The following is a 25,985-nucleotide window of genomic DNA, read 5'->3' on the forward strand; positions in this document are numbered from 1 at the left end:
CCGCGCCGCATGTCTCATATGGTTTGGGCGGCGGTCTTTCGACCACCGCCCGGTCTCAGTAGATGCTTGAGCTCAAGCTGCTCGAACTCAGAGCGTCCTGGTCACCATCTCGACGCGGAAGCACTCGATGACGTCGCCGACGCGCATGTCTTCGTAGTTCTGGAAGGCCATGCCGCATTCCTGGCCACCTGGGACTTCCGCAACTTCGTCCTTGAAGCGCTTCAGGGTCTTCAGCGTGCCTTCGTGGATGACGACGTTATCGCGGATCAGGCGAACGCCCGCACCGCGCTCGACCTTGCCTTCGGTGACACGGCAGCCGGCGATCTTGCCGACCTTGGTGATGTCGAAGATCTCGAGGATCTCCGCATTGCCGATGAAGGTCTCGCGACGCTCCGGCGAAAGCAGGCCGGAGAGCGCAGCCTTCACGTCATCCACGAGATTGTAGATGATCGAATAGTAGCGGATCTCTATGCCTGCCGCCGCGGCAGCCGCGCGCGCCTGCACATTGGCGCGGACGTTGAAGCCGATGATCGCAGCACCCGAGGTTTCCGCCAGCGACACATCGCTTTCGGTGATGCCGCCGGCGCCCGCATGGACGATGCGCGCACGCACCTCGTCGGTGCCGAGCTTGTCCAGCGCCGCGTTGATCGCCTCGATCGAGCCCTGCACGTCGCCCTTGATGACCAGCGGGAATTCCTTCAGCCCGCTCGTCTGCAGCTGCGACATCATCTGTTCGAGCGACCCACGCTGGCCGGCATGCTTGGCCACCGCCTTCTCGCGCGCCAGACGCTGGCGGTATTCGGTGATCTCGCGGGCACGGGCCTCGTTGTTGACGACGGCGAAACGGTCGCCGGCCTGCGGTGTTCCCTGCAGACCAAGCACCTCCACCGGCATTGCCGGCGGCGCTTCCTTGATCTGCCCGCCGCGGTCGTTGACCAGCGCACGCACCCGGCCCCATTCGTTGCCGGCAACGAGGATGTCGCCGGGCATCAGCGTGCCTGTCTGGACCAGCACCGTGGCGACGGGACCGCGGCCCTTGTCGAGCTGGGCTTCGATGACGACGCCCTCGGCGGTGCGGTCCGGATTGGCCTTCAGGTCGAGGATTTCGGCCTGCAGCAGGATCGCTTCGAGCAGCTTGTCGAGATTGGTGCCCTTGGTCGCCGACACTTCGACATCCAGCACCTCGCCGCCCATCGATTCCACGAAGACTTCGTGGCGCAGCAGCTCAGAGCGCACCTTCTGCGGGTCGGCGTCATGCTTGTCGATCTTGTTGATCGCCACGATGATCGGGACGCCGGCCGCCTTGGCATGGCTGATCGATTCGATCGTCTGCGGCATCACGCTGTCATCGGCCGCCACCACGAGGATGGCGATGTCAGTCGCCTGGGCGCCGCGGGCGCGCATCGCCGTGAAGGCGGCGTGGCCGGGCGTGTCGATGAAGGTGATCTTGTGACCGTTCTTCTCGACCTGATAGGCGCCGATATGCTGGGTGATGCCGCCAGCCTCGCCGGACACGACATTTGCGTTGCGGATAGCATCGAGCAGCGACGTCTTGCCGTGATCGACATGGCCCATGATCGTCACCACCGGCGGCCGCGATTCCAGATCTTCTGGGCGATCGGCGATGTTGAACAGGCCTTCCTCAATGTCGGACTCGGCGACGCGGCGAACCGTGTGGCCGAATTCGGTGGCGACCAGCTCGGCCGTGTCGGCGTCGATGACGTCGCCCGGCTTCAGGATCTGGCCCTGTTTCATGAAGAACTTGACCACATCGACGGCGCGCTCGGACATGCGCTGCGCCAGTTCTTGGATGGTGATGGTTTCGGGCAGTATCACTTCGCGCATGACTTTCTCGCGCGGTTCGTTATGCAGCGCGCGCTTGAATTTCTCCTGGCGCCGACGCATCGACGACAGCGAACGCGCACGCGCATCCTCATCGGAAAGTGCGGCGTTCAGCGTCAGCTTGCCGCGGCGGCGATCTTCCTCGCCCTTGGTCGGCTTGGCCGGACGCGCCACTTCGGGCGTGACCGGACGGCGCACCGGGGCACCGGCGCCGGTCCGCTTCGGCTTGATGTCCTCGTCGTCGACTGTCGCCAGTTCGGCGGCCAGCGGCGCGCGGCGACGCGCCTCTTCCTCGGCACGCCGGCGGGACTCGGCCTCAGCCTGCAGCCGAGCCTCTTCCTCGGCCTGGCGGCGCGCGGATTCCTCGCGCTCGCGGCGGCGGCGCTCTTCATCCTCGGCGCGGCGCTTGGCCTCGTCGATGGCGCGCTGGCGATCCTCGACGTCGCGGACCTTCGAGCCCTCAAGGGCCCGGCGGCGCGCCTCCATCTCATTGCGCGACAATTCGTTCAGCACCATGCCGCCGCGCTCGACAGGCGGCGGAGGCGGCGGCGCCTTGGGCGCTTCCTGCACAACGGGCGCTGCCGCGACCGGCGGCTTCGGCGTGAAGACTGACACAGGGGCAGCAGCCGGCTCCGGCTTGTCGCCGGGCAGCGAGAACTTGCGCTTCTTGGTCTCGACCACGACCGCCTTGGTGCGGCCATGCGAGAAGCTTTGGCGCACGGTGCCCTGTTCAGTACCGGGGCGCTTCAGCGTCAAGGTCTTCTTCGGCGTCACACTCAACGTCTTGTCGTCGCCCGATTTCGTATCGCTCATTCCATATCCTCTGCGGCATCATCTTCGTCAGCAACGGCCGCAAGCATTGCCAGATCGTCCGGGGAACCGCCCCGATACCGGTCGAGCGCAACCATGCGCTTCTGGACCGCCCTGCCCGCGTCTCCCGCGAGAACGGCAGCATGTATCACATTTGTACCCCCCAATGCCAAGCTCAACTCGGCCTCGGAGAAAAGTTTGTAGGCAAGGATGGCGGGGCCACCAAGGTGGACGGTTGCCCGTCGCGCCTGGCTGATCTTGCGGACGCCGTCATCTGACGCCTCGGCCGCATGCAACACGAAAAGCGCCAGCCCACCACGCACCGCGCTCTCAACCTTGGTGGCGCCGAGCGCGATCGCGCCTGCCTTGCGGGCAAGACCGAGCATGCCCAGAGCGTATCTGGAAAGCAGCCCGTCGACCATGCCGCCGAGATCGGTCGGCACGATCACCTGCGCCTTAAAGGCGCGAGCGAACAGGTTTTTCGCTGCCGCCTTGTCGATATGTAGGCGGTCGGCCGTCACCCAGCAACCGCGGCCGGGCAGGTTTTTCTTGATATCCGGAACGACGGCCGAATCCGGGCCGACGACGAAACGGATCAGTTCATCCGGTTCGGCCTGTCTGCGCGTGACGATGCAAGTGCGATCGTTCATCTCGTCCAAGGGCGGGTTGTGTGCGATGCGGTTTCACCTCACGCACCAACGGCTTCGTCAGCCGGCACGTCTTCGGCTACAAGCTCGTCTTCGGTGATCCAGCCGGCCTTGAGGCGGGCAGCCAGAACCATCTGCTCGGCATCGGCGCGCGACACGCCGTGACTGGCGAGCACACCGGGGAACACCTTCGTCTCGCCGTCCTTGCGTTCCTTCCAGCCGGTCAGGTCGTCGGCCGCATAGCCGGCGAAATCCTCGATCGTCTTCACGCCGTCCTCGCCGAGCGTCACCATCATGGCGGTGGTCACGCCAGGGATCTCACGCAGCTCGTCCTCGACCCCCAGCGCCTTGCGCTTCTCGTCATGCTCGGCTTCGATCTTCTCCAGATACTCGCGGGCGCGGGCCTGGATTTCCGAGGCGGTGTCCTCGTCGAAGCCGTCGATCGACGCGATCTCGTCGGCATCGACATAGGCGACTTCCTCGACGCTGGTGAAGCCTTCGGAGGCGAGCACCTGGCCGACCATCTCGTCGACGTTGAGCGCATCCATGAACAGCGCCGAGCGTTCGACGAACTCTTTCTGGCGGCGCTCGCTCTCTTCCTGCTCGGTCAGGATGTCGATATCCCAGCCGGTGAGCTGCGAGGCAAGCCGGACGTTCTGGCCGCGGCGGCCGATAGCCAGCGACAGCTGGTCGTCCGGCACCACGACCTCGATGCGTTCGGCGTCCTCGTCGAGCACGACCTTGGCGACTTCCGCCGGCTGCAACGCGTTGACGATGAAGGAAGCGGCCGAAGGCGACCACGGAATGATGTCGATCTTCTCGCCCTGCAATTCGCCGACCACCGCCTGAACGCGGCTGCCGCGCATGCCGACGCAGGCGCCGACCGGATCGATGGAACTGTCACGCGAGATGACGGCGATCTTGGCGCGCGAGCCCGGATCGCGGGCGACCGACTTGATCTCGATGATGCCGTCGTAGATTTCCGGCACTTCCATGGTGAACAGCTTCGCCATGAACTGCGGATGGGTGCGCGACAGGAATATCTGCGGACCGCGCTGCTCGCGGCGCACATCGTAGACATAGGCGCGGACGCGATCGCCATATTTGTAGTTTTCGCGCGGGATCAGCTCGTCGCGGCGGATGATCGCCTCGCCACGGCCGAGATCGACGATGACATTGCCGTATTCGACGCGCTTGACGGTGCCGTTGACGATCTCGCCGATGCGGTCCTTGTACTCGTCATATTGGCGGTCACGCTCGGCCTCGCGCACCTTCTGGACGATGACCTGCTTGGCCGACTGGGCGGCGATGCGGCCGAAATCCATCGGCGGCAGCTGCTCGGCAATGAAGTCGCCGAGCTGGGCGTCGGGATTGCGCTCGCGCGCCGAGGAAATGGCGATCTGCGTCGCATAGTCGTCGACCTTCTCGACCACTTCCATCAGCCGCTGCAGCTTCATCTCGCCGGTGTTCGGATTGATGTCGGCACGGATGTTGGTTTCCTGGCCATAGCGCGAGCGCGCCGCCTTCTGGATCGCATCGGCCATGGCGGCGATGACGATCGACTTGTCGATCGACTTTTCACGCGCGACCGCGTCGGCGATCTGCAGCAGTTCAAGCCTGTTGGCGCTTACAACCATCTTTTTTCTCCCGAGCTTGTTGCCGAGCCTTTGCGCCCGGCAGCCCAATCACATTTCCTGTTCGGTTTCGTCTTCCGCGCCCGCTTCTACGCCCTCTGGCGCGTCTTCGGGTTCGCCGCGGCGCTTCTTGGCTTCCTTGCGCGCCCTGTTGTCCTTCGACAGCGCATCGCGGATAAGGTCATCGGTCAGGATCAGCCGCGCTTCTGCAATCGCATCGTAGGGCACGCGCACCGTCGGCTCCTCGCCATAGGCCGCCTTGTCGCGCTCGATCAGCACGCCGTCCGCATCGCTCTCGGCGATCTTGCCCTTGAAGCGCTTGCGGTCGGCGACAAGGACCGACGTTTCCATCTTCACCAGATGGCCCGTCCAGGTCGCGAAATCCGACTTGCGGACCAGCGGCCGGTCGATACCCGGCGACGACACTTCGAGATGATACGCCTTTTCGATCGGATCATCGACATCGAGGGCCGGCGACACTGCCCGGCTGACCTCTTCGCAATCCTCGACGGTCATGGTGCCGTCCTCGCGCTCGGCCATGATCTGCAGCGTCAGCCCGTTCTGGCCCGTCAGATGCACCCTGACAAGGCGAAAGCCGATGGCACGCAGCACCGGCTGCACGATCAGCGCGACGCGCGCATCGATGCCGCTTTCGCGGATGATGCGGTCGTCGCTGTCGGTCGCCGTTGCGGTCATTCTATTCCTGTCGCTTCATTGGCGGTCGGAAGGTAACAAAAAAGAGCGGGACCGGGTGGACCCACTCTTCGCCATACCGACCAAGAATTTGAGCTTGATATAGACGATCGCAGCCGGCGTTTCAAGTCCGCATGCGGGGTCTGTCGTAAGCAGATGAGTTGTCCGGATTAGGTAGCACACCAGTTGTCCGGTTTTCTGTCTCCATGAGGAGGCAGCAGCGTTGCACAGGACGCATGGCGGCCATGCGGCAACGTCCCTGTGATATCAGGCAATACGCGCCTATCTATGTTGCGCTGCACAAATTCAGTCACATTGCAGCAGGCGAAAGGGCATAATCATGACCAACCGCAAGGTTTTCTCGGCCATCGGCGATTTCTTCACTGTGTTCGGCAGCGCCGTCGCCGCTTCGCACGCCGTCGAAGCCGGCCGCAAGCCGCGCGCGCATGATCTGCGCAATCTCGGCGTGGATCCGGCCGCCTTCGACAAGATCGGCCGCTTCTAAGACCTGCGAAGCAGGACGAGGACGTCCTTGGTCCTCGTCGACGGCAAAGCGCGCGATGGGGCGCTGCTTAACTTGGTCGCCTATCTTCGGACGAAGGTGAGATAGGCAGGCCGACGGCCTTCGCGAATGGCCTTCGCCTCGTAGCGCGTACCCGGCCAACCCTCATAGGGCCGATGCCAATCGGCTGCCTCTTCAGCCTGCCATTCAAACGCATCATGCGCCCGGCAGTGCAGCAGCGTCCAGTTCACATAGCTATCGATATCGGACGCAAAGCGGAATTTTCCGCCTGACTTCAGGACGCGCGCGAAACGGTCGAGATTGACCGGACTGACGAAGCGGCGCTTCCAGTGTTTCTTTTTCGGCCAGGGATCGGGATAGAGAAGGTCGATGCCGTCGAGCGAGGCTTGCGGGAGCCAGTCGAGCAGGCGCGTGGCATCGTCGTCATAGACCCGAAGATTGGCCAGCGGCCGTTCCCTGACCGCCATCATCATCTTGGCCATGCCGTTGACGAAAGGCTCGACGCCGATAAAGCCGGTCTCAGGAGCTGCCGTCGCCCGATGCAGCAGGTGCTCGCCGCCGCCGAAACCAATCTCGAGATGAATGGCGCAGACATCCGCTTCGAACAGGCTGCGCAGTTCGGCCGGCGGTCCGGCCATCAGATCGAGCCGGTAGGTGCGGAAGCCGCTTTCCAGTGCCGCCGCCTGCTGCGGACGGATGGTCTTGCCGCGCCGGCGACCGAAAAATGCTTCGGTCGCACGGCTTGGCCGGTCTTTCGGATCCACGTCTTTCGGATCTATGGACGCCGCGGCTAGGCCGCGACTGCTTCGGCGGGCGCTTCGGCGAGTGCATCCTTGAGCGCCTTGGCGAGGTCGGTCTTTTCCCAGGAGAAGGACCCGTCGCGGCCGGCCTTGCGGCCGAAATGGCCATAAGACGACGTCTTGGCATAAATCGGCTTGTTGAGATCGAGGTGACGGCGAATGCCGGACGGCGACAGGTCCATCACGGTGCGCAGCGCCTGCTCGAGCTTCGCCTCATCGACCTTGCCGGTGCCGTGCAGGTCGACATAGACCGACAGCGGCTGGGCGACGCCAATGGCATAGGAAAGCTGGATGGTGCAGCGATCGGCGAGCTTCGCCGCCACCACGTTCTTGGCCAGGTAGCGTGCCGCATAGGCCGCGGAACGATCGACCTTGGTGGTGTCCTTGCCGGAAAAAGCACCGCCGCCATGGGGCGCAGCACCGCCGTAAGTATCGACGATGATCTTGCGTCCGGTCAGGCCGGCGTCGCCGTCGGGGCCGCCGATGACGAACTTGCCCGTCGGGTTGATGTACCAGTTGCAGCTGTCGGCGATCTTCAGCTCGCCCAGCGCCTCGCGGATATAGGGCTCGACGACGTTGCGGACCTTCTTCGAATCCCAGCTGGCGTCGAGATGCTGGGTGGACAGCACGATTTGCGTCACTTCCGCCGCCTTGCCGTCGACATAGCGGACGGTGACCTGGCTCTTGGCGTCCGGCCCGAGCCGGCCGGCATCGCCGTTGCCCTCATGGCGCGCGGCGGCCAGCAGTTCGAGGATCTTATGGCTGTAGTAGATCGGCGCCGGCATCAGATCCGGTGTCTCGCGGCAGGCATAGCCGAACATGATGCCCTGGTCGCCGGCCCCTTCCTCGCCTTGCCGGTCGGAGGCATTGTCGACGCCCTGGCCGATATCCGGCGACTGGCCGTGCAGCAGAACCTCGATCTTTGCCGTCTTCCAGTGGAAACCGGCCTGTTCATAGCCGATTTCGCGGATCGCCTTGCGGGCGGCCGACTTGAACTTCGCCGGATTGACGAGCGGATGACCGGCGGCATCCATCAGGATATTGCCAGCCTTGTCCTTCTTGAGCAGGGTCTCGGGGACGCGCACCTCGCCGGCGATGACGACGCGATTCGTGGTCGCCAGCGTTTCGCAGGCGACGCGGACCTTCCAGGGGTCCATGCCGGTTTTTCTGGCCTCGCGATAGACCAGATCGACGATCTCGTCGGAGATACGATCGCAAACCTTGTCGGGATGACCCTCGGCAACGGATTCCGAGGTGAATAAATAGTTTTGCCGCGTCACGGGTGTCCCCTCTTGAAAAAATATCGGCACGCTGCCGATTGGCGCGCCACGTGTTAGCTGTGCCGGGCGGCGCTCGTCAAGCGGCGCGGCCATTCTGGCATGAAAATCGCGCTATTATCTTGCACCACTGCGACCAGCGGCAGGATGCCGCCGGCGAGCTTAGTTCCAACACGTTGGGCGTCGAGCAAAATCGATTTCCTCTCCGGCCTGCCTACAGGATGTAAATTCCGCGATCAGCGAGGTCGTGCCCGGCTACGACATCCTCGCCATTTCCGGCTTTAAACTGCCTGCCAACTCAATCGGCGCAAATCAATCGGCCCAATCAATCGACCTCGTCGGTTGAAAGGGCCTTCACGAGCTCGATGATCTTGCGGCGTATCTTGACGTCGCCAATCTTGACGAAGGCCCGGTTGAGTTGAAGCCCTTCAGGACTGCCGCAGAATTCGACCGCAAAAGTCATTGATGCATCCTCGGCAAATCCGCGGTTGCCCACGGCCTCCTGGCCCGGCGCGTCCTCGAAAAAGAAAGCGACAGGAACACCGAGTATCGAGGCTATTGCCTGCAAACGGCTGGCGCCGACGCGATTGGTTCCCTTCTCGTATTTCTGTATCTGCTGAAACGTTATGCCGAGGTTCTCGCCCAGCTTCTCCTGACTCATTCCCAACATATTGCGGCGAAGCCTGATGCGACTTCCGACATGGATGTCGATAGGATTCGGCTTCTTCTTGTTTTCTTCTGCCATTTTTTCCTCGCCGAATTTTTCCGGCTTTTTGTGTTTTTCTGCCCAAACGAAGCCGGCGGCCAGTGCCCCAACAGAACGACGTACCGACTTCGAGAAATTTCAGGCGGTTACAGTATGAGTTTCTAATGTGTCGACTGTCAATTCACCCGTAGCCTTTGCCTTACATTCAATGCGAAAGCGGCCAGGCCAAGCAGCAACATGATCAGCAGTCCGTTAATGCGCCTTTGGCTGGAAGAAACGACGGACTGATTGGAAATCGGCACATGGACATCGATGGCTCCGCGTGCGTCGATCGCCAGTGCGTCAAGGATGCGTCCGCGCGGATCGACTACAGCGGAGATGCCGTTATTGGCTGCGCGCAACAAGGGCACCCCGTTCTCCACGGCGCGAATCTGCGCCTGCCTGAAATGCTGGTATGGACCCGGCGTGTCACCGAACCACGCGTCGTTCGTGACGTTCACAATAAGCTCGGCTGACGTAGCGTCAACCGCCACCAGATCGGGAAAGATGACTTCATAGCAAATGAACGGAAGCGCGCGGATACCGCCGGGCAGCGCGATCGGATGTCGCTCATTGCCCGCCGCGTAGGTCATCGGCCCGGCGACAAGCTGTTTGAGCCCGAAGCGGCCCAGCAGGTCGGCAAAAGGCAGATATTCGCCAAAGGGCACCAGATGAACCTTGTCGACGGCATCTGCGATTTCACCCTTGTCGTCGATCGCCACCACCGAATTGTAATACCGCCTGTCGGCATTTGCCGCCGAGCCACCCTCCTCCCGGACAACACCGGCGATCAGCATCTGGCCGTCGCCAAGCATCTCGCCCAGCGCGGTCAGCGCATCGGGACGCTGGGCGAAAAAGAACGGCACGGAGGTCTCCGGCCATAGGATCAACAGCGGCTTGTCATGGCCAGTCTCCGGCGCTTTGGCCGAAAGTCCCGTCAGCGTGGCGAAGATCCGGTCGGGCACCGAAGCGTCCCACTTCTCGCTGAGGTCAACGGCCGGCTGCACAATGCGGACATCGAGGCTGCGTTCCGCAGGCTTCTCCGGAGCAGCAAGCCTGATATAGCCGAAGCCGACATGGGCCGAGACGAGAACGACAAGCAGTGCAGCCCCCAGGCGGACATGCCGGCGCGCCGCAAGCAGGGCCGGCAATGAAAAGACGAAGACCGTTAGCGCGTTCATGCCAACCATGCCGGTCACCGACACGCTCTGCATAAGCAAGGGCACCGGCAGCGCCGCGTAGCCGACGGCATTCCAGGGAAAGCCGGTGAATAGAAAGTCGCGCAGCCATTCCGCCAGGGCAAAGCCGAAGCCAAGGGCAGCGATGCGGCCGATGTCGTTGCTCCACAGCAACCGGGCAACCGCTGTCGCGAAGCCGTAGAAAAAGGCGAGCGCCAGCGGAATTCCGACCACTGCGAAGGGAAGCGCCCAGGCGAAGCTGTCGGCCTCGACCAGAAGTGCCGAGCCGATCCACCACAGGCCAGCGAGAAAATAGCCGAAGCCAAACCACCAGCCGATGGCGAAAGCAGGCCGCAAACGCCGGAACCAGCCATCGGAGGCTTCGCCGGTCGCGCCGTCGAGAAGCCAGACCAGCAGCGGGAACGAAACGAAACAGACGGCGAAGAAATCGTAAGGCGCCTGGGCAAGAACCGCCAGCGCCCCGGCAAGAAACGCCACAAGCGCGCGGCGCCAGCCCCACAGCAGAATTATCCGGCCGGCCAGGCGCTTCATCGATGCTTCCGAGTCGTGCGAATCACGGAGCAAGATTTATCAGGCCGCGGTCCGCGCTCCAAACGGCCACCGCTTCAGCCAACGTGCCGGATTGAATTCGGCTCGCGACTCCTTGCGGACGCCTGATGCTACGAGCCCGATGACGCGGGCCAACCTTCGCCGAGAACGGAATGAAGAACCGCCGCGTTGCCGCAGCAAGGGTTTGCGATATCGACCGCCTCCCCAAACCACAACCGCGCCTATCGGCGGAGTACCGAATTGGCCGGCTGAGCCGTCGCTATCGGATCGGCATGACGATGCACAATCTTCCAGAGACCATCTTCTGGACGAAAGACACTCGTCACGCGTAACGCAAGAGGCGTGACATCGCTGCGACCGCCAACCTTGGACCTGAGCCGCTCTACTTCGACGAGGTATGCCAGCTCAGACGTCACACATGTCGCTATGTTCTCGAAACCGGTAGCGTCGCCGTCCCTATAATTCGATGCCGCTTGCTCCATCGTCTCAACGACCTGCTTCCATCCATGCGCGAAAGGGCCAAAGGGATTGCCCAGTGTTACATCGTCTCGTTGAGAAAAGAGCTTCTTCGCAGGCGCGGGGTTTCCTTTCATGAACTCATCCAAAGCGAGGTGGTATTTTTCAACTGCTTGAGCGAAATCATTGGCGTCGAGGGACATGTCATCCACCATGTCATTTTTCTGATCTGGACTGGCGACTCCCGCAGGTTCCGCGCCGTGAGGCATTTCCCTAACTGCGGTGCAGTGCAGGTCGGCTTGGTCAGTATAGCACGGCGCGGGACAAGTTTCCGCTACAGCGTGTTGTGACGGCTGGCAAATGGCCGCTTACCACCCGTGCAGAAGTTCGCGGGATCAGCGCGCAGGGTTGCGTGCTTGAAACGGATCGTCGACCGTCATCGGGCGAGCGGCGTCTTCAAGCCTGCTCGGCGCGCACCGCGCGCCGGCGGCGCTCGCCCTTTTGGGTCTCCACGATGCGCACGCGCTTGACGCGGCGTGGATCGGCGTCGAGCACAAGGAATTCGAAACCAGGTATGGCCTGCACCACTTCGCCGCGGGCCGGAACACGGCCAAGCGTGTTGAAGATCATGCCGCCGATCGTGTCGACATATTCGCCATGCTCGCCGGCGGCGAAATCCTCGCCGATCATCTTGGTGACTTCGTCGATCTCAGCCTTGCCGTCGACGACGAACACGCCCTCGCCGGTCTGGGTGATCATCGGCTCGTCCTCGTCATGCTCGTCCTCGATGTCGCCAACCACCATCTCGACGATGTCCTCGAGCGAGGCCAGGCCATCGGTGCCGCCATACTCATCGATGACCAGCGCCATCTGAGTGCGCATCGCCTGCATCCGCCCCATGAGATCGGAGGCGAGCATCGACGGCGGCACGAAAAGCACCGGGCGGATCAGGTTCAGGTCGCCGATGGTGCGCGCGAGATCGACCTTGGCAAGATCGAGAAGCGTGGTGGCGGCGGCTTTCCTGGTCGTCCTGCCCTTTCTGACGCGGGCGATCTTGGTGATGTGAGCGAGCACGTCGCGGATGTGGACCATGCCGCGCGGATCGTCGAGCGTCTCCGAATAGACCGGCATGCGGGAATGGCCGGATTGCTCGAACAGTCCCAGAAGATCGCCGAGGTTCGTCGTGATCTCGACCGCCTCTATGTCGGCGCGCGGCACCATGACGTCCTCGACGCGCACCTCGCGCAAGCGCAGGATGTTGTTGAGCATGGCCCGTTCGCCGGGCGAAAAGGCGCCGGCATCGCTCGCGGTTTCGGCAAGCGCGTCGGCGATCTCCTCACGCAGGCTGGTGCCGTTGCGCTGCCTGAACAGGCCGAGCACGCGATCGAACAGGGAAGGACCGGCAGGCGATGGCTCGCTGGCGAAGCTGCCGGTCGTGGTACTCGGACTAGAGCCCTCTTCCGTCTGTTCGGATGGCTTGGTCGCACTGCCGGCGTCTGGGCGGGCGGCAGTCTCTGGTTTGTCGTTCATCGTCGTCCGGTCATTTGATCTTTTTAGTTACGCGTAGGGATCGGGAATGGCAAGCCTCGCAAGCGCTGCGCGTTCTTTGGCTTCCATTTCCTCGGCCTCGGCGTCGGTCTCGTGATCGTAGCCCAGCAAATGCAGCAGGCCGTGGATGACGAGATGGGTGATATGGTTGTCGACAGGCTTGTCTTCCAGTGCGGCTTCCCGCGCGACCGTCTCGGCGGCCAGGACGATGTCGCCCAGCATGGGCGGCAGCGGACCGCCCTTGGCGAGCGGAAACGCCGGGAAAGACAAGACGTTGGTCGGTTTGTCCTTGCCGCGCCAGCCGGCATTGAGGCTGCGGATATGGGCATCGTCAGAAAAGACGATGCTGAGCTCGGAGCGGCCGGCGGCGCCGGTTTCGGCAAAAGCGGCGGCAACGGCGCGATCGACCAGCCGCGTCAGCGCGGCCTCATCCGGCCAGTCGCCCGCTTCAACCGCTATATCGATGTCGACAGGAACCGGAAGATCTCCGCCGCCGGATTTTTTGTCCTCAGCCATAAGGCCGCATCTTCACATCAGCCTTCGGTGCCCAGGCCCCGGGCCAGCTTGCCGTCGCGGTCGTAGGCCTTGACGATCTCGGCGACCAGCGGATGCCTGACGACGTCGCCTTCGTTGAAGCGCACTGTCACCATGCCGGTGACGCCGTCGAGGATCCGAAGCGCCTCGACCAGACCCGATTTGGTGTTTTGCGGCAGGTCGATCTGGGTCGGATCGCCGGTGACGATCATGCGCGAATTCTCGCCGAGGCGGGTCAGGAACATCTTCATCTGCATCGGTGTGGTGTTCTGCGCCTCGTCGAGGATGACGGCGGCGTGCGCCAGCGTGCGGCCGCGCATGAAGGCTAGCGGCGCGATCTCGATCACCTCGGCGGCAATCGCCCGTTCGACCTTGTCGGCCGGCATCATGTCGTAAAGCGCGTCGTAGAGCGGCCGCAGGTACGGATCGACCTTCTCCTTCATGTCGCCGGGCAGGAAGCCAAGCCGCTCGCCGGCCTCGACGGCCGGCCGCGACAGCACGATGCGCTCGACCATGCCGCGCTCGAGCAGCATCGCCGCATGCGCTACCGCCAGATAAGTCTTGCCGGTGCCGGCCGGGCCGATGCCGAAGACGAGCTCGGACCGCTCCAGCGCGCGCATATAGGCGTCCTGGTTGAGCGAACGGGCATAGATCGTCTTCTTGCGCGTCGATATCTGGGCGGCGGACACCTTGCCCTTGCGCTCCAGCGTCGGCAGCGTCAGCTGGTCGTCGGCGGCGATCGCCATGCGCACGGCGCCGTCGACGTCCGACTGGCCGATGTCAGCGCCTTTCTGGAGAATGCCGTAGAGATTATCCAGGGCGCGGCGCGCCTGCTCGGCGGCCGAGGCGGAGCCCTTGATGGTCAGCTGGTTGCCTCGGGATCGGATATCGACGCCAAGCTTCTGCTCGAGCCTGGCCAGATTCTCGTCGAACTGGCCATAAAGGGCGCTAGCAAGCTTGTTGTTGTCGAAAGTCAGAACGATGTGCGCCATATCCGAAGCCCCCGATGGTAGGTTCTGGGGCAGGTTCTTCACTTCCGCAGCGCTCAACCGTCTCTCCTCATCTGCCGAGACCTTCAGGCCAATTCGGCGAACAGGCTGTTGTAACCCGTCTTCGTGATTCGTACCTGGATAATCTCACCGATTTCGCCGGACTTTTCATCAACAATAACCGGCTGCAGCCACGGCGAGCGGCCGACCTTCTGGCCGGCTTGACGACCGGGCTTCTCGATCAGCGTGTCGATGATGCTGCCGACCAGGCTCGCACTGAAATCCTGCTGCTGCTTCAGCAGCAGTGCCTGCAGCCGCTGCAGACGTTCGTCCTTGACGGCTTCCGGCACATGATCGGCCATCTCGGCGCCCGGCGTGCCGGGGCGAGGCGAATATTTGAACGAGAAGGCCGAGGCATAGTTCACCTGGCGTACAAGGTCCATCGTTGCCTCGAAATCCGCTTCCGTCTCGCCGGGAAAGCCGACGATGAAGTCACCCGAAAGCGCTATATCGCTCCGCGCGGCGCGGATCCGGTCGAGCAGCGTCAGATAGTCCTTTGCCGTATGCCTGCGGTTCATCGCCTTGAGGATGCGGTCGGAGCCGGATTGCACAGGTAAGTGCAAATAAGGCATCAGTGTCGGCAAGTCACGGTGGGCAGCGATCAATTCGTCGTCCATGTCGCGCGGGTGGCTGGTGGTGTAGCGCAACCGCGCCAGCCCGGGAATCTCGGCCAGCCGGAACAGCAGGCGGCCAAGACCCCATTCGTCGGCGTTTTCGCCCTCGCCATGCCAGGCATTGACGTTCTGGCCAAGCAGCGTCACCTCGCGCACGCCGGCTTGCGCCAGCCGCTCGGCCTCGGCGACGATCTGCGCCACCGGCCGCGACACTTCCGAGCCTCTGGTGTACGGCACGACGCAGAAGGTGCAGAACTTGTCGCAGCCTTCCTGCACGGTCAGGAACGCGGTGACGCCGCGCCTGATGATCTCGGCGCGCTTCGGCTGCGGCAGGTGCTCGAACTTGTCCTCGATGGCGTAGTCGGTCTCGACGATCTTTTCGCCGCCGCGCACCCGTGCCAGCACATGCGGAAGCCGGTGATAGGTCTGCGGGCCGATGACCAGATCGACGGCCGGCGAGCGACGGATGATCTCGGCTCCTTCCGCCTGCGCCACGCAGCCGGCGACTCCGACCAGCATCTCGCGGCCGGCCAGAGCCCGTTCGGCCTTCATCTCACGAATGCGGCCGAGTTCGGAATAGACCTTTTCGGCGGCTTTTTCGCGGATATGGCAGGTGTTGAGCAGCACCAGATCGGCCTCGCCGATAGCATCCGTCGCCGCATAGCCATCAGCGGCCAGTGCGTCGGTCATACGCTGCGAATCATAGACATTCATCTGGCAGCCATAGGTCTTGACGAAGACCTTCCTGGTCGCGGCAGATGGTACGACCGCACTTTCGGCCGCACTTTCGATGTCGTCCCGTTCTATCGTATTCAGTTCCATCCGGCGGCTTCTAACGCCTTTCCCAGACAAAAAACAGACGATTCTGCTCCATAGAGCGGGATGCATTTGGATTGGACGGGGCATCCCGCTCTATTTGTTTGTTTTAGCCGCATTTGTGCGACGCCAAATGATTCCACTTGGCAGCAAAATGCTCTAGTGCCGCGTGTCCTCTTGGATGCGCAAAGAACGATGGAGCACGTGAGCCTGTCCGGCTTACCGGCTTGGGCGCGGATCGGCCAGCGCGGCGTGCACCATATCACGCACCCGACTTTCCATCAGCCGTGCCGTTTCCTTGCGGTTGGAGCCCTTGGAAAAGGCGACCGGCTCGCCGAAATGCACTTCGACATCGAGCCCGCCTTCCGCCATCAGAACCTTGAGATGCGGCATCAAATCCTCGTCACCGATCCAGGCGGCAATCGGCCGGTGCCTGCGGCCGAGCGGCACGCCATGCAGGCGCGTGTAGACGATCGCCACCGGCTGGATGAAGACCTTTTCGGCCGCCCCTTCCGAAATCGCCATCGAGGCGGCGCCGAACAGCGTGCTCTTGAACGGCAAGATCATGTTGCCGTCACCGGTCGAGCCTTCGGCAAACAGCACCATGGCGTCGCCCTTGGCCATGCGGCTGGCGATCTCGCTCGCCTGGTCGCCCGACGAACGCTTGCGCTCGCGCTCGATGAAGACGGTGCGCTGCAGCTTCGACAGCATGCCGATCAATGGCCAGCCGGCCATGTCGGCCCTGGCGATGAATGTCACGTCGACCATGGACCCCAGCACCATGATGTCGGTCCAGGAGACGTGGTTCGAAGCAACCAATAGCGGGCGCTGGCTGGACAGGGTTCCCTTGACATGGATGCGCATGCCCAGCGCCCGGATGATGAGCCGGTGCCAGATCTTCAGGATGAACGTCTCGCGCCAGAGCCCGGTCTTCATCGATAGGATCTGCAACGGCACGAGGATCAACGAGCCGGCGACAACGAGGCCCAGCGCCAGGAAAATCCTGATTTTTCCGATCATCCGCTCTTGGCCCTGCCCCGAGTTCTGGCTAGAGCGCACAAGCACGCTCTAGCAATTTTGAATCTGCGCTAGCGAAGATCGCGACGCATGACAAGCGCGCCGGTCGGGCCGTGCTCTGGCGATCTGTAATAGTTGGCACGTTTGCCGACTTCGCGGAATCCGAGCCGCCGGTAGAGCGCGATCGCAGCTATGTTGGTCTCGTCGACCTCGAGGAAAAGCGCCTCGGCGCGTTGCGCGTGCAGTTCGCGCAGCACCGCATCCATCAATTGCCAGCCGAGCCCCTGGCGTCGATGGGAGCGCGCCACCGCGACAGTCAGGATCTCGCCTTCACCGGCAGCCAGGCGCGCCAGCACGAAGCCGACCGGCGGCTTGGCACCCTGTCCGGTCTGTCGCGCAGCATAACCGAACACCGTGTCCTGCTCGAGCAGCGTGGCGAACTCGTCGTCGGTCCACGGCCGCACGAAATCCTCGCGATGCAGCACCGACATGGCCGCGCTGTCGGCAATCGTCAGTGGTTCGAGCGCAAAGTCCCTGCGGCGCGGCTGGAGGAAAGGAATGCGCATCAGTTTTTTTGCCTTGATAGAATAAACCCTGCCTGAGGCTTGGCGTCCGCCCCGCGCAGATAGAGCGGTTTCGGCTTTTCGCCCTCGCCGTTGGCAGCGGCCAGACGGGCATAGACGACAATGTCGGCCGTGGCACTTGTCGGGCCAATGTCGAAGGCGCGCCCGGCCGACGCGGCGATTTGCGTGGCCGCTGTGCCGGCCAGAACCGGAGAACTGTCCGCCGCGATAGTCGCGGCTTGCGAAAGCGTGCTCACGGCCGGACCATAGCGCAGAACCGACACTTCGTCGTAAAGTGCTGCATGGATCTCCTCGCGGCCGGCGTCGAGCGCGGCCAGCACGGCGCGGCCGGGAAATGTCGCTCTCGCTTGCGCCGCCAGCGCTTCCAGCGTCGTCACCCCGATTGCCGGGATTTTCAGCGCCAGCGCTAGGCCCCGCGCCGCCGAGACGCCGACGCGCAGGCCGGTGAAGGAGCCCGGACCGGTGGAGACGGCGATAGCGCCGAGGCCGGCATAGTCGGTTCCGGCCGCCTTCAACGCCTCTTCGATCACGGCCATCAAATGCTCGGCATGGCCTTTGCCAAGATCGAGCACCGAGCGGCCGAGCTCCTTCCCGGCCGCTGCGTCGTAGACGCAGGCGGCGCAGAGATTGGCGGCACAGTCGATGGCAAGCAACTTCATGAGACGGCCGGTTGGAGCACCCGCTTGGGCACAGGGTTCGAAAAACAATTTCCCTGTGCCTGCCATGGCTCATCCCCGCAAGGGGATAATGCATAAATCGTTTGACGGCTTCGCTTCGGCCTCGCCTGAAGACGGTAACTTCCAGCGAGCGCAACCGTTAGGGAACCGGTGCCGGAAGCGCTTATCCGGCCTGCTCGATGCGCAGCATGTGATTGTCCCAGACATAGTCCGGCTCAGACCGTGTCGCGCCGCCCACTTCGACGATTTCGCCGGTGCCCGTCGTCGCCATGAAGTTCGCCCCATCGGGCGCCAAACCGCAGACCTCGGCCAATGCGTTGGTGGTGACGATCCGGCCGCTGGCCGCATCGATCACCGCAAGCGAGTTGCCTTCCGGCGAGGACACCGCGACGGTGCCGGCGGCGGGGTTGGCGGCGACCGAGCCGATGTAGTTCCGGAAGCCGGAGAGGACGTCCTGCGGCATGTCGAGCAGTTGCAGATCCTTGCCACGCGCGGCGCGGCCGACCAGCAGCGGACGATCGGTGCCCGGCCCCCTGTACTGGCAGCCGAACCAGACCGTGCCGGATCGGTCGAGATCCATGTGACGGATCGACAGCTGGTGCAGCTCCGGCGGCAGTTCGTGCTTTTCGATGAGGTCGCCGGTGAGGCGGTCGACCAGCACATAGGAAGGCTTCATCGTTGCGATGTTGAGCTCGGCGCGGCCGTAATCCGGATGGGTCTCGATGCCGCCATTGGCGACGGCGATCGTCCTGCCGTCGCCCAGCAGCAGAAGCTCGTGCGAGCCCATGCCGTAGGTCGGGAATTCACCGATGCGCTTGAATTCCGCACGCGCGTCGTAGACGCCGACCACGCCGGCGGCATTGTCGAAATCGTTCTCGGTGGCGTAGAGCAGCGCACCGTCGGTCGAAAACACGCCGTGGCCGAAGAAATGCCGTCCACTGACGCTGGCAATGGTCAGTGGCTCGTCGCGGCCAGTGTGGTCGAAGACCACCGCGAAGGTGCCGGGTTGCCTGGCAAAGACCACGGAGCGCTTCGAGACCGGATCGAAGGTGACGTCGTGACCGCGGGCGGGCAGGTCGATGGCGTGCAGGACCTTGCCGGCCTCGGACAGGATGGCCGCGCCATAGCTGCCGTCGCGCTTGACGAAAGCCGTGGCGAAGACGGCGTCCGTGCTAAGCGTCTTCGCCCATGCGGAAGGCGCCATCGCGGCAACAAAGCCGATGCCTGCGGCCCTGAGGAAATCACGACGATCAATCAGCGGCGTCTTCAGAGTCAGTCTCCGTCCAACGACGAGAAGCCAGCGGTCAGGCCGAATTCGGCGGTCAGCTTTGTGCCGATCAGGGTCGTCAGGCTGGACGTCACCAGCGAGAAATGATCGAGCTTCTGGCGCAGCGCCGGGTTGGTGAGCGCCTTGTCGATTGGACCTCTGATGGCCGTGGCGTCGGCGGCCCCGTTGACGAGCTGGATGTGGATCGATTGCGCCATCCAGCGCGCGTCAGGCGACAGCGCATCGCCAAGCTGCGAGGCCTGGAACAGCGCGTCCATGCCCGAAAGATTGCCGGTCAGCGAACGCGCGGTGTTTTGCGACCGCCAGTAGATCGCCTGTTTCGGCTTGTCGGCTTGCGGATTGCTGCCCAGAAAGCCTTTCAGGCGCACGTCGCGGACCATTTCCAGCTCGTTGATGAAGACGCCGACCAGTTCGGTCACCGCTTCGGTGCCGTCGCGGTAGAGCGCGTTTTGCGGGCCCGGATTGGCCCAAAGCGCTGCAAAACCGTTTGGCTTGTTCCAGGCGTCGCTGACGTCGGCGGCAATCGTCTCGATGTTGCCGGCGACGGCGGCGCCGTAAGCGCAGCGATAGGGATCGTCCTTGTCGGCGAGCCGCTCGGCGCCATCGCCGTAAAGCACGAATTCCAACGCGCCGAGCCCTTGCATGGCGACACTCTTTGTCGCCAGCTGGGCCGGATCGGCGGCGGTCTTATCTTTACCAGCCAGCGCCGCCTGCACCTGTCTCAGGCCGATGCTCTTGCGGTCCGGCCAGAACAGCATGCGCTCCAGCCGGTTGTTCTCGGTTATCGGTCCGATGCGAATGATCTCCACGACCGACCAGGCATCCACGGTGCCGGAGAATTCCGTGCGCACCGCATCGAGATGGTCCTGCGAGGGCGCGTCGCAAAGCGCGCGCATTGCCTTTGTCAGGCTGTCCGCATGGTCATGCAGGCGTGCATAGGCCGGGCGGACAAAGCCATCGATCGCCCGCTGGATCACGTCGGAGGCCTTGACCGCGGCGGACGCCGGCAATGCGCCGGCGAGGACTAGCGGGAGAATCACAGCAAGCGCTAAGCAGGCATTCGTGGGCTGGCCCAAGAATGCCTGCTTAGATTCTTTTGTTTGTCGCAGGTTCTTGCCGCAACACCGTGGGACACTTTTGCGGAACCTGCTTAGACGCTTCGACATCACAACGACTCCAGGAATTTGACCAGTGCGTCGCGATCGGCCGCATCGGCGGCGGCAAAGCGGTCGCGCGCCTTCTGCCCCTCGCCGCCATGCCACAGGATCGCCTCGGCCAACGTGCGCGCGCGCCCGTCATGCAGGAAGAAGCTGTTGCCGTTGACGGTCTCGGTAAGACCGATGCCCCACAGCGGCGGCGTGCGCCATTCGCTGCCGGTAGCCTCGCCCACCGCCTGCCCGTCGGCGAGCCCCGGCCCCATGTCATGCAGCAGAAAGTCGGAATAGGGCCAGATCAACTGGAAGGCCTGCGCCTTATTGGGGGTGCCGCGACGGGTGACGAATTTCGGCGTATGGCAGGAAATGCAGCCCATGTCGTAGAACAGCTTCTTGCCGGCCAGCACTTCGGGCTTGTCGAGATCGCGCCGCACCGGCACGGCGAGGTTTTGCGAATAGAAGGTGACCAGGTCCATGACCGGCGGCGGCGCCTCAACCGGGCCGAGACGCTCCTGCACACCGTTTGGCATGGCAAGACATGCCTTTTCGGCCGCGCTGCAATCGCCCCAGTGGTTCGGCACTTCCGGGGTCGAAATGCCGATGTCGCCGGCGAATGCGTCCGCTGCTTGCTGGCGGATCGATGGGGTCTGCCCCTTCCAGCCGAAGCGGCCGAGCGTCGGCTCGCCGCTCTGGCCGTCGCGCACGATGTTGGGCTTGCCGGAAATGCCATCACTATTCCGATCGTCCGGATCGGCATTGGCGAGAATGTCCGCCGGGGCGATCTGCTCGACCAGGCCGAGGCCGATCATCGGCGGCGTCAAGCGCGGCGAAAGCGTGGTGCGCGGATCGAGCAGCCCGTTGGCAAGATCATCGACCGAATAGCTCGGCTTACGCAGCGAAACCACGGTGCCGTCCGGCAGCGTGACTTTCTGCTCCTGATAGTCGACACGCATCCTGCCTTCGCCCCGGAGCCCCGGAACGGCCAGGTCCTGCAATTGCGAGCCGTAGACCGGATCGGGGAAGTTGAGCACTTTGCGGGCGGCCAGCGCTGCCTTCTCCTCCTCGGTGCTCGCCTGCCGCGCCAGCCGCAGGAACATGGAGGTGGTCCCGCTGTCGCCTTCCGGCGGATGACCGCGGCCGTCCTTCAGATGGCAATTCTGGCACGCCCGCTCGTTGAACAGCGGCCCAAGCCCGTCCGATGCCTGCGTCGACGAGGGCGACGACACCCAGTTCTTGCGGAAAAGGGCATTGCCGAGCTTGAAGGTGCCCTCTTCCTCGAAGGTGATATTGGCGGAGGACTGCGAGAAGGCGTCCTTGTTGACGTCCTTCCGCGATGTGCCGGCGCCGCCCTGCATCGGCTCGAACTGCTCGGGCTTGGAAAAATCTGATGTCGGCTTGGTGATGGCGATGACGCGCGCCAGATCCTTCGGCGTCAGATCGGTACGGCTGGTGGCAAGGCCCGCCGGTTCCGGCGCGCCGGCCAGCGCCGAGGCCGTCAGCGCGACCACTACGGCAAGCGAAAGCCCGCGAAGCCATCCGAACCGCGGGTTTTGCTGGGACGGCAGGCCGTAATCCTCGGCCCGCCGCAAGCGGCGCAAGAAATCTAAGCGGCGCCGCATTCCCGCATGTCCCTAATCCGCCTCGTCGGCCGATGCGGCGTTGAGCTGGCCATATTTTTCCTCGCCGATCGAGGCGAGCAGGTCGAGTTGCGTCTCGAGGAAGTCGATGTGACCTTCCTCGTCGGACAGCAGATCTTCGAACAGCTTCATCGTCACGTAGTCGCCTGCTTCGTCACAAATCTCGCGCGAACGCTTGTAGGCGGTGCGCGCGTCATATTCGCCGGCGAGATCGGATTCGAGCACTTCCTTGACATTCTGTCCGATGCGCAGCGGCGCTACCGACTGCAGGTTCGGATGACCTTCAAGGAAGATGATGCGGGCCACGAGCCGGTCGGCATGGTGCATCTCCTCGATCGATTCCGCGCGTTCCTTCTTCGCCAGCTTGGCGTAGCCCCAGTCTTCCAGCAGCCGGAAATGCACCCAGTACTGATTCACTGCTCCAAGTTCCAGAAATAGAGCCTCGTTAAGCCGCTCTATGATCTGCTGTTCGCCTTTCATGGGTTCTGCTCCCGTATTGGACGCGCAGGCCTCTGACGCGATCCAGGTGTGAAACGATGTCCACGCCGCTCGCCTCCGAGCGGGTGTGGTAATTTTCGGTTACCCGAATGATCGTTTCGACCACATTTGGGAAGCAGCCGCAACAGCGACCACGCTTCTGCATGGCATGATAGATCTTCGCCGGCACGATAAGCTGCCAGGGATCCTGATCCAGCAGCCCGACGATCGTCTGCTCAATCTCCTTCTCGGTGATGATGTTGCAATGGCAGATCAGCATTGTTTGCTCTGTATGGCTGACGGCGCTTGCTCAGCGCCGTGTGGCTTATTTTCTTGGTCGAGCCTGAGTCCGAAAACCGTTTTTCATTTGCTATGCGGACCCTCGGTTCGGGCTCGGGGCATCGATGACCTACTGGAACACCTTGTCTGGCGCATCGAGGCTGTCCGAACCCTCGAAGGCGATGGCATTGAGTTTCAGGGTGCCGACGGCGCGTTCGATCGACTTGGTCTGGTCGACCAGCGCATCGATCGCCGCCTGCACGGTGGCGTTGCCTTCGGTGTTGCCTTCGCCGATCTGCTGGTCATAGGCCTCGCCGCCAAGCGCCCGCGCCTTGATGGCTTCCATCTTGGCGACGGTGACATCCAGCTTGTCCGACAGTTCCTTGTCGATCGCCGGATCGGCCTCCTTGACCATGTCGGATACCGAGGCCCCTTCGACGACGGTGCCGTCAAGGCGCGTGTAGCTGCCACGATAGGCGGCGCGAATGCCGACGGCATCGTAGAGATGAGAATCATAGGTGTTGTCGGAGAAGCAGTCATGCTCCTCTTCCGGATCGTGCAGCAGCAGGCCGAGCTTCATGCGCTCGCCGGCGAGTTCGCCATAGGACAGCGAGCCCATGCCGGTGAGGATGGTCGAGATGCCGGTCTTCGGCTCGCCATCGGCAAGGTTCTTGCGGGCGGCGCCGCCTTCCTTCCAGTCGTTGACCATGTCCTGCAGATCGGAAACCAGAAGGTCGCTCGCCGACTTCAGGTACTGCGCGCGACGATCGCAATTGCCGCCGGTGCAGTTGGTGAGATCGTAGTCCGTATAGGGCCGTTCGCCGGCGCCCGGGCCGGTGCCGTGCAGGTCCTGGCCCCACAGCAGGAATTCGATGGCGTGATAGCCGGTCGCCACATTGGCCTCGATGCCGCCGGCCTCCTGCAGCGTTGAGGAGAGGAACTCCGGAGTAAGATTGGTGGCGTCGATCTTCTTGCCGTCGATCTCGATCGACTTGTTGGCGATCACATTGGCCGTGTAGAGCGCATTGGCGTCCGATTCGGTACCGTAGCCGGCGGCGACATAGTCGATCAGGCCTTCGTCGAGCGGCCAGGCATTCACCTTGCCTTCCCAATCGTCGACGATGGCGTTGCCGAAGCGGTAGACTTCGGTCTGCTGATAAGGAACGCGCGACGCTCTCCAGGCCTCGCGGGCGGCAGTCAGCGTTTCCACCGAAGGCTTGGCGAGCAGCGCATCGATGGCCTTGTCGAGCGCCTGCGCCGTGGTCAGAGAATCCTCATATTTAGCGAGCGCAATCTCGGAATAGGTCTTGATGACCGCCTTGGCATCGGTCTCCGCCTTGGCAGGCAACACGAATATCGCTGCCGTCAATGCCGCCGTGGCGCCGATCGCTGCAAGCCTGCTGCCATATCGCGCCGTGATCATCGCTCTCATGATTGTCGTCTCCCTCGGAATTCAGTGAAATGCCGGCGCCAAAGGCGCGTCGGCAGGCAATCGGCGCCATGGCAAGCCCATGCCATTGGGCGAAAAACAGGCCGCGACATAGCGCGGTTCGCGGAAGAAAGACATCGAAATGCCTCCAATCGAAAGGGTTCAAGGCCCAGACATCAAAGGGATGCGCTTGACACGCAAGCTTCCATAAAGCGATGAAGGCGCCGGAAGTCAATCAATTTCAGAAAGAAAAGCCAATCGAAACAATAGTTTAGAATTATTCTAAACTGCGAGTGTCAACTTTAGCCGCATATATTGTGCCGTCATTGAACAGCACTCTTGGCGGACCGCCATTCCGGGTGCGACCCGCAAAGGCGGTCTTGCGGCGGCGTCAGACAATTGCCACTTGGCGAGACGTCCTAGACTTGGATCAAGGAATGGGGCTGCGATGAAAAACGGTGTGGTCATTGTCGGTGCGGGTCATGCGGGCGTGCAAGCGGCCGCCAGCCTGCGCGAGGACGGTTACGACGGACCCGTGATCCTCGTCAGCGACGAGAACGAACTGCCCTACCACAAGCCGCCGCTGTCGAAGACTTTCATCAAGGATCAAGAAGCCAAACCGCAGCCGCTGCGCGGCGAGGCCTTCTATACCGGCAGCGCGATCGACTACCGGCCGGGTGTCCGCATCGATCGCATCGATGCCGGCGGAAGCAGGCTGGAAATGTCAGGTGGCGGCGTGCTGCCTTTCGACCGGCTCATCCTGGCGACCGGTTCGCGACCGCGTATCCTGCCGCTGCCGGGTTCGGATTTTTCAGGCGTTGTGTCGCTGCGCTCGCTCGCCGACGCGCGCCTGATCCGTGAATTGAGCGCGCAGAGCGAGGATGTCGTCATCTTAGGCGGCGGCTTCATCGGGCTGGAGATCGCCGCGACGCTCAAAGCGGCCGGCCGCAAGGTCACCGTGGTCGAGGCGATCGACCGGCTGCTTGGCCGGGCGGTGGCGCCGGTCATCGCGAGCCATGTGCGGCAGCGGCTGGAAGCGACTGGTGTGCGCATCCTCACCGGAACCACCATTGCGCGGCTCGAAGGTGAGAGCGGCCGTGTCGCGGCCGCGGTCACCTCAAGCGGCGAGCGCCTGCCGGCGCAAATGGTCATCATCGGCATCGGCGTCGTGCCGAATGTCGAACTGGCGCAAGCTGCAGGCATCACCATCGCCAACGGCATCCGCGTCGACCAGCAAATGCGCACCTCGGTGCCCGAAATCCTCGCCATCGGCGATGCCGCCTCCTACCGGCACTGGCTCACCGGCGGCGAAGTGCGGCTGGAATCGGTGCAGAATGCGACCGATCAGGCGCGGCTTGCCGCGCGCACCATGCTGGGCCATGCAGACGCGTTTGCGGCGGTGCCATGGTTCTGGTCCGACATCGGCGACATGAAGCTGCAGATGGTCGGCCTGATTTCGGGCGGCGACAGCCAAGTCGTGCTGGGTGACGTCAACGAGAACAGATTCTCAATCTACCACTATGCTGGAAATCGTCTGCTCGGCATCGAATCGGTCAACCGGCCGGGCGACCATATGCTTGGCCGCAAGATGCTCGGCGCCGGCTTCTCGCCGACGCCGCAGACGGTTGCAACAGGACCGGACGGATTGAAGGCGGCGCTCGCCGCCTTCCAGCAGGAAGAGACTGTCCGCGCCGCTGAATAGTCGTG

The 25,985-nt window shown here is 63.1% G+C and carries 24 protein-coding genes; 2 read left to right on the plus strand and 22 right to left on the minus strand.

Annotated features, from left to right (window positions below):
• Window positions 1-87 precede the first annotated feature (87 nt).
• Genes infB through rimP form a run of 4 tightly spaced genes read right to left on the minus strand, consistent with a single transcriptional unit; the run spans window position 88 to window position 5,629 of the window.
• Complete coding sequence (infB, locus tag EJ075_RS06245) at window positions 88-2,655, minus strand: translation initiation factor IF-2 (RefSeq protein ID WP_095487867.1); 2,568 nt, start codon at window positions 2,653-2,655, stop codon at window positions 88-90.
• Window positions 2,652-3,302 carry an RNA-binding protein gene (locus EJ075_RS06250; RefSeq protein WP_126103752.1) on the minus strand — a complete coding sequence of 217 codons (651 nt, stop codon included), beginning with the start codon at window positions 3,300-3,302 and terminating at the stop codon, window positions 2,652-2,654. The genes infB and EJ075_RS06250 overlap by 4 nt, the downstream gene beginning before the upstream one ends.
• A 38-nt stretch (window positions 3,303-3,340) precedes the next feature.
• A complete protein-coding gene (nusA, locus tag EJ075_RS06255) occupies window positions 3,341-4,936 on the minus strand; it encodes a transcription termination factor NusA (RefSeq protein WP_095488072.1) in 1,596 nt (531 codons plus the stop codon).
• Window positions 4,937-4,984: 48 nt separating this feature from the next.
• On the minus strand, window positions 4,985-5,629 hold the full coding sequence (gene rimP, locus EJ075_RS06260; protein ID WP_095487863.1) for a ribosome maturation factor RimP: 645 nt from the start codon (window positions 5,627-5,629) through the stop codon (window positions 4,985-4,987).
• A gap of 337 nt (window positions 5,630-5,966) precedes the next feature.
• On the opposite strand from rimP, the gene EJ075_RS06265 reads away from it, so the two are divergent.
• The gene (locus EJ075_RS06265; RefSeq protein ID WP_095487861.1) at window positions 5,967-6,131 is read left to right on the plus strand and encodes a hypothetical protein; all 165 of its coding nucleotides are present in this window, start codon (window positions 5,967-5,969) and stop codon (window positions 6,129-6,131) included.
• Between the two features lie 80 nt (window positions 6,132-6,211).
• Here the strand turns inward: EJ075_RS06265 and trmB are convergent, their stop codons facing one another.
• The 18 genes from trmB to EJ075_RS06355 form a co-directional block, all read right to left on the minus strand.
• Window positions 6,212-6,913: a tRNA (guanosine(46)-N7)-methyltransferase TrmB gene (gene trmB / locus EJ075_RS06270; protein ID WP_095487859.1), complete on the minus strand. Its 702-nt coding sequence runs from the start codon at window positions 6,911-6,913 to the stop codon at window positions 6,212-6,214.
• A 26-nt stretch (window positions 6,914-6,939) separates the two neighbouring features.
• A complete protein-coding gene (metK, locus tag EJ075_RS06275) occupies window positions 6,940-8,229 on the minus strand; it encodes a methionine adenosyltransferase (RefSeq protein WP_095488070.1) in 1,290 nt (429 codons plus the stop codon).
• Between the two features lie 322 nt (window positions 8,230-8,551).
• Complete coding sequence (locus EJ075_RS06280; RefSeq protein ID WP_095487857.1) at window positions 8,552-8,971, minus strand: helix-turn-helix transcriptional regulator; 420 nt, start codon at window positions 8,969-8,971, stop codon at window positions 8,552-8,554.
• A gap of 137 nt (window positions 8,972-9,108) precedes the next feature.
• Window positions 9,109-10,701 carry an apolipoprotein N-acyltransferase gene (gene lnt, locus EJ075_RS06285; protein ID WP_126103753.1) on the minus strand — a complete coding sequence of 531 codons (1,593 nt, stop codon included), beginning with the start codon at window positions 10,699-10,701 and terminating at the stop codon, window positions 9,109-9,111.
• 239 nt (window positions 10,702-10,940) lie between these two features.
• A complete protein-coding gene (locus tag EJ075_RS06290; RefSeq protein ID WP_245458113.1) occupies window positions 10,941-11,390 on the minus strand; it encodes a nuclear transport factor 2 family protein in 450 nt (149 codons plus the stop codon).
• Window positions 11,391-11,631: 241 nt separating this feature from the next.
• Window positions 11,632-12,705: a hemolysin family protein gene (locus EJ075_RS06295; protein WP_095487854.1), complete on the minus strand. Its 1,074-nt coding sequence runs from the start codon at window positions 12,703-12,705 to the stop codon at window positions 11,632-11,634.
• A 27-nt stretch (window positions 12,706-12,732) separates the two neighbouring features.
• Complete coding sequence (ybeY, locus tag EJ075_RS06300) at window positions 12,733-13,239, minus strand: rRNA maturation RNase YbeY (RefSeq protein WP_126103754.1); 507 nt, start codon at window positions 13,237-13,239, stop codon at window positions 12,733-12,735.
• Between the two features lie 17 nt (window positions 13,240-13,256).
• Complete coding sequence (locus EJ075_RS06305; protein ID WP_095487850.1) at window positions 13,257-14,306, minus strand: PhoH family protein; 1,050 nt, start codon at window positions 14,304-14,306, stop codon at window positions 13,257-13,259.
• A 26-nt stretch (window positions 14,307-14,332) separates the two neighbouring features.
• Window positions 14,333-15,742, minus strand: a complete 1,410-nt coding sequence (miaB, locus tag EJ075_RS06310; RefSeq protein WP_126103755.1) for a tRNA (N6-isopentenyl adenosine(37)-C2)-methylthiotransferase MiaB — start codon at window positions 15,740-15,742, stop codon at window positions 14,333-14,335.
• A 213-nt stretch (window positions 15,743-15,955) separates the two neighbouring features.
• Window positions 15,956-16,756 (minus strand): 1-acyl-sn-glycerol-3-phosphate acyltransferase, encoded by an 801-nt coding sequence (locus EJ075_RS06315; protein ID WP_126103756.1) that lies wholly within the window; start codon window positions 16,754-16,756, stop codon window positions 15,956-15,958.
• 68 nt (window positions 16,757-16,824) lie between these two features.
• A complete protein-coding gene (gene rimI, locus EJ075_RS06320) occupies window positions 16,825-17,319 on the minus strand; it encodes a ribosomal protein S18-alanine N-acetyltransferase (RefSeq protein ID WP_126103757.1) in 495 nt (164 codons plus the stop codon).
• Window positions 17,319-17,996, minus strand: a complete 678-nt coding sequence (gene tsaB / locus EJ075_RS06325) for a tRNA (adenosine(37)-N6)-threonylcarbamoyltransferase complex dimerization subunit type 1 TsaB (RefSeq protein WP_126103758.1) — start codon at window positions 17,994-17,996, stop codon at window positions 17,319-17,321. Before tsaB ends, rimI begins: the two co-directional genes overlap by 1 nt.
• A 181-nt stretch (window positions 17,997-18,177) precedes the next feature.
• Complete coding sequence (locus EJ075_RS06330) at window positions 18,178-19,284, minus strand: DUF1513 domain-containing protein (protein WP_126103759.1); 1,107 nt, start codon at window positions 19,282-19,284, stop codon at window positions 18,178-18,180.
• 2 nt (window positions 19,285-19,286) lie between these two features.
• Window positions 19,287-20,342 carry an imelysin family protein gene (locus EJ075_RS06335; RefSeq protein ID WP_245458114.1) on the minus strand — a complete coding sequence of 352 codons (1,056 nt, stop codon included), beginning with the start codon at window positions 20,340-20,342 and terminating at the stop codon, window positions 19,287-19,289.
• Window positions 20,343-20,467: 125 nt separating this feature from the next.
• On the minus strand, window positions 20,468-22,075 hold the full coding sequence (locus EJ075_RS06340; RefSeq protein ID WP_126103761.1) for a di-heme oxidoredictase family protein: 1,608 nt from the start codon (window positions 22,073-22,075) through the stop codon (window positions 20,468-20,470).
• A 12-nt stretch (window positions 22,076-22,087) separates the two neighbouring features.
• Complete coding sequence (gene bfr / locus EJ075_RS06345) at window positions 22,088-22,573, minus strand: bacterioferritin (RefSeq protein WP_023802097.1); 486 nt, start codon at window positions 22,571-22,573, stop codon at window positions 22,088-22,090.
• Window positions 22,539-22,850 (minus strand): (2Fe-2S)-binding protein, encoded by a 312-nt coding sequence (locus tag EJ075_RS06350; RefSeq protein WP_126103762.1) that lies wholly within the window; start codon window positions 22,848-22,850, stop codon window positions 22,539-22,541. The genes bfr and EJ075_RS06350 overlap by 35 nt, the downstream gene beginning before the upstream one ends.
• Window positions 22,851-22,979: 129 nt before the next feature.
• Window positions 22,980-24,272: an imelysin family protein gene (locus EJ075_RS06355; protein ID WP_206437560.1), complete on the minus strand. Its 1,293-nt coding sequence runs from the start codon at window positions 24,270-24,272 to the stop codon at window positions 22,980-22,982.
• A gap of 454 nt (window positions 24,273-24,726) precedes the next feature.
• On the opposite strand from EJ075_RS06355, the gene EJ075_RS06360 reads away from it, so the two are divergent.
• On the plus strand, window positions 24,727-25,980 hold the full coding sequence (locus EJ075_RS06360; RefSeq protein WP_126103763.1) for an FAD-dependent oxidoreductase: 1,254 nt from the start codon (window positions 24,727-24,729) through the stop codon (window positions 25,978-25,980).
• The last annotated feature ends 5 nt before the right edge of the window (window positions 25,981-25,985 follow it).

This window comes from Mesorhizobium sp. M6A.T.Cr.TU.016.01.1.1 (assembly GCF_003952585.1).
Taxonomy (GTDB): Bacteria; Pseudomonadota; Alphaproteobacteria; order Rhizobiales; family Rhizobiaceae; genus Mesorhizobium; species Mesorhizobium mediterraneum.

Coding starts and splice junctions, on each gene's coding strand:
- infB (WP_095487867.1), bottom strand. CDS start 2,655: ATGAGCGATACGAAATCGGGCGACGACAAGACGTTGAGTGTGACGCCG.
- EJ075_RS06250 (WP_126103752.1), bottom strand. CDS start 3,302: ATGAACGATCGCACTTGCATCGTCACGCGCAGACAGGCCGAACCGGAT.
- nusA (WP_095488072.1), bottom strand. CDS start 4,936: ATGGTTGTAAGCGCCAACAGGCTTGAACTGCTGCAGATCGCCGACGCG.
- rimP (WP_095487863.1), bottom strand. CDS start 5,629: ATGACCGCAACGGCGACCGACAGCGACGACCGCATCATCCGCGAAAGC.
- EJ075_RS06265 (WP_095487861.1), top strand. CDS start 5,967: ATGACCAACCGCAAGGTTTTCTCGGCCATCGGCGATTTCTTCACTGTG.
- EJ075_RS06280 (WP_095487857.1), bottom strand. CDS start 8,971: ATGGCAGAAGAAAACAAGAAGAAGCCGAATCCTATCGACATCCATGTC.
- lnt (WP_126103753.1), bottom strand. CDS start 10,701: ATGAAGCGCCTGGCCGGCCGGATAATTCTGCTGTGGGGCTGGCGCCGC.
- EJ075_RS06290 (WP_245458113.1), bottom strand. CDS start 11,390: ATGGTGGATGACATGTCCCTCGACGCCAATGATTTCGCTCAAGCAGTT.
- EJ075_RS06295 (WP_095487854.1), bottom strand. CDS start 12,705: ATGAACGACAAACCAGAGACTGCCGCCCGCCCAGACGCCGGCAGTGCG.
- ybeY (WP_126103754.1), bottom strand. CDS start 13,239: ATGGCTGAGGACAAAAAATCCGGCGGCGGAGATCTTCCGGTTCCTGTC.
- miaB (WP_126103755.1), bottom strand. CDS start 15,742: ATGGAACTGAATACGATAGAACGGGACGACATCGAAAGTGCGGCCGAA.
- EJ075_RS06315 (WP_126103756.1), bottom strand. CDS start 16,756: ATGATCGGAAAAATCAGGATTTTCCTGGCGCTGGGCCTCGTTGTCGCC.
- rimI (WP_126103757.1), bottom strand. CDS start 17,319: ATGCGCATTCCTTTCCTCCAGCCGCGCCGCAGGGACTTTGCGCTCGAA.
- tsaB (WP_126103758.1), bottom strand. CDS start 17,996: ATGAAGTTGCTTGCCATCGACTGTGCCGCCAATCTCTGCGCCGCCTGC.
- EJ075_RS06340 (WP_126103761.1), bottom strand. CDS start 22,075: ATGCGGCGCCGCTTAGATTTCTTGCGCCGCTTGCGGCGGGCCGAGGAT.
- bfr (WP_023802097.1), bottom strand. CDS start 22,573: ATGAAAGGCGAACAGCAGATCATAGAGCGGCTTAACGAGGCTCTATTT.
- EJ075_RS06350 (WP_126103762.1), bottom strand. CDS start 22,850: ATGCTGATCTGCCATTGCAACATCATCACCGAGAAGGAGATTGAGCAG.
- EJ075_RS06355 (WP_206437560.1), bottom strand. CDS start 24,272: ATGATCACGGCGCGATATGGCAGCAGGCTTGCAGCGATCGGCGCCACG.
- EJ075_RS06360 (WP_126103763.1), top strand. CDS start 24,727: ATGAAAAACGGTGTGGTCATTGTCGGTGCGGGTCATGCGGGCGTGCAA.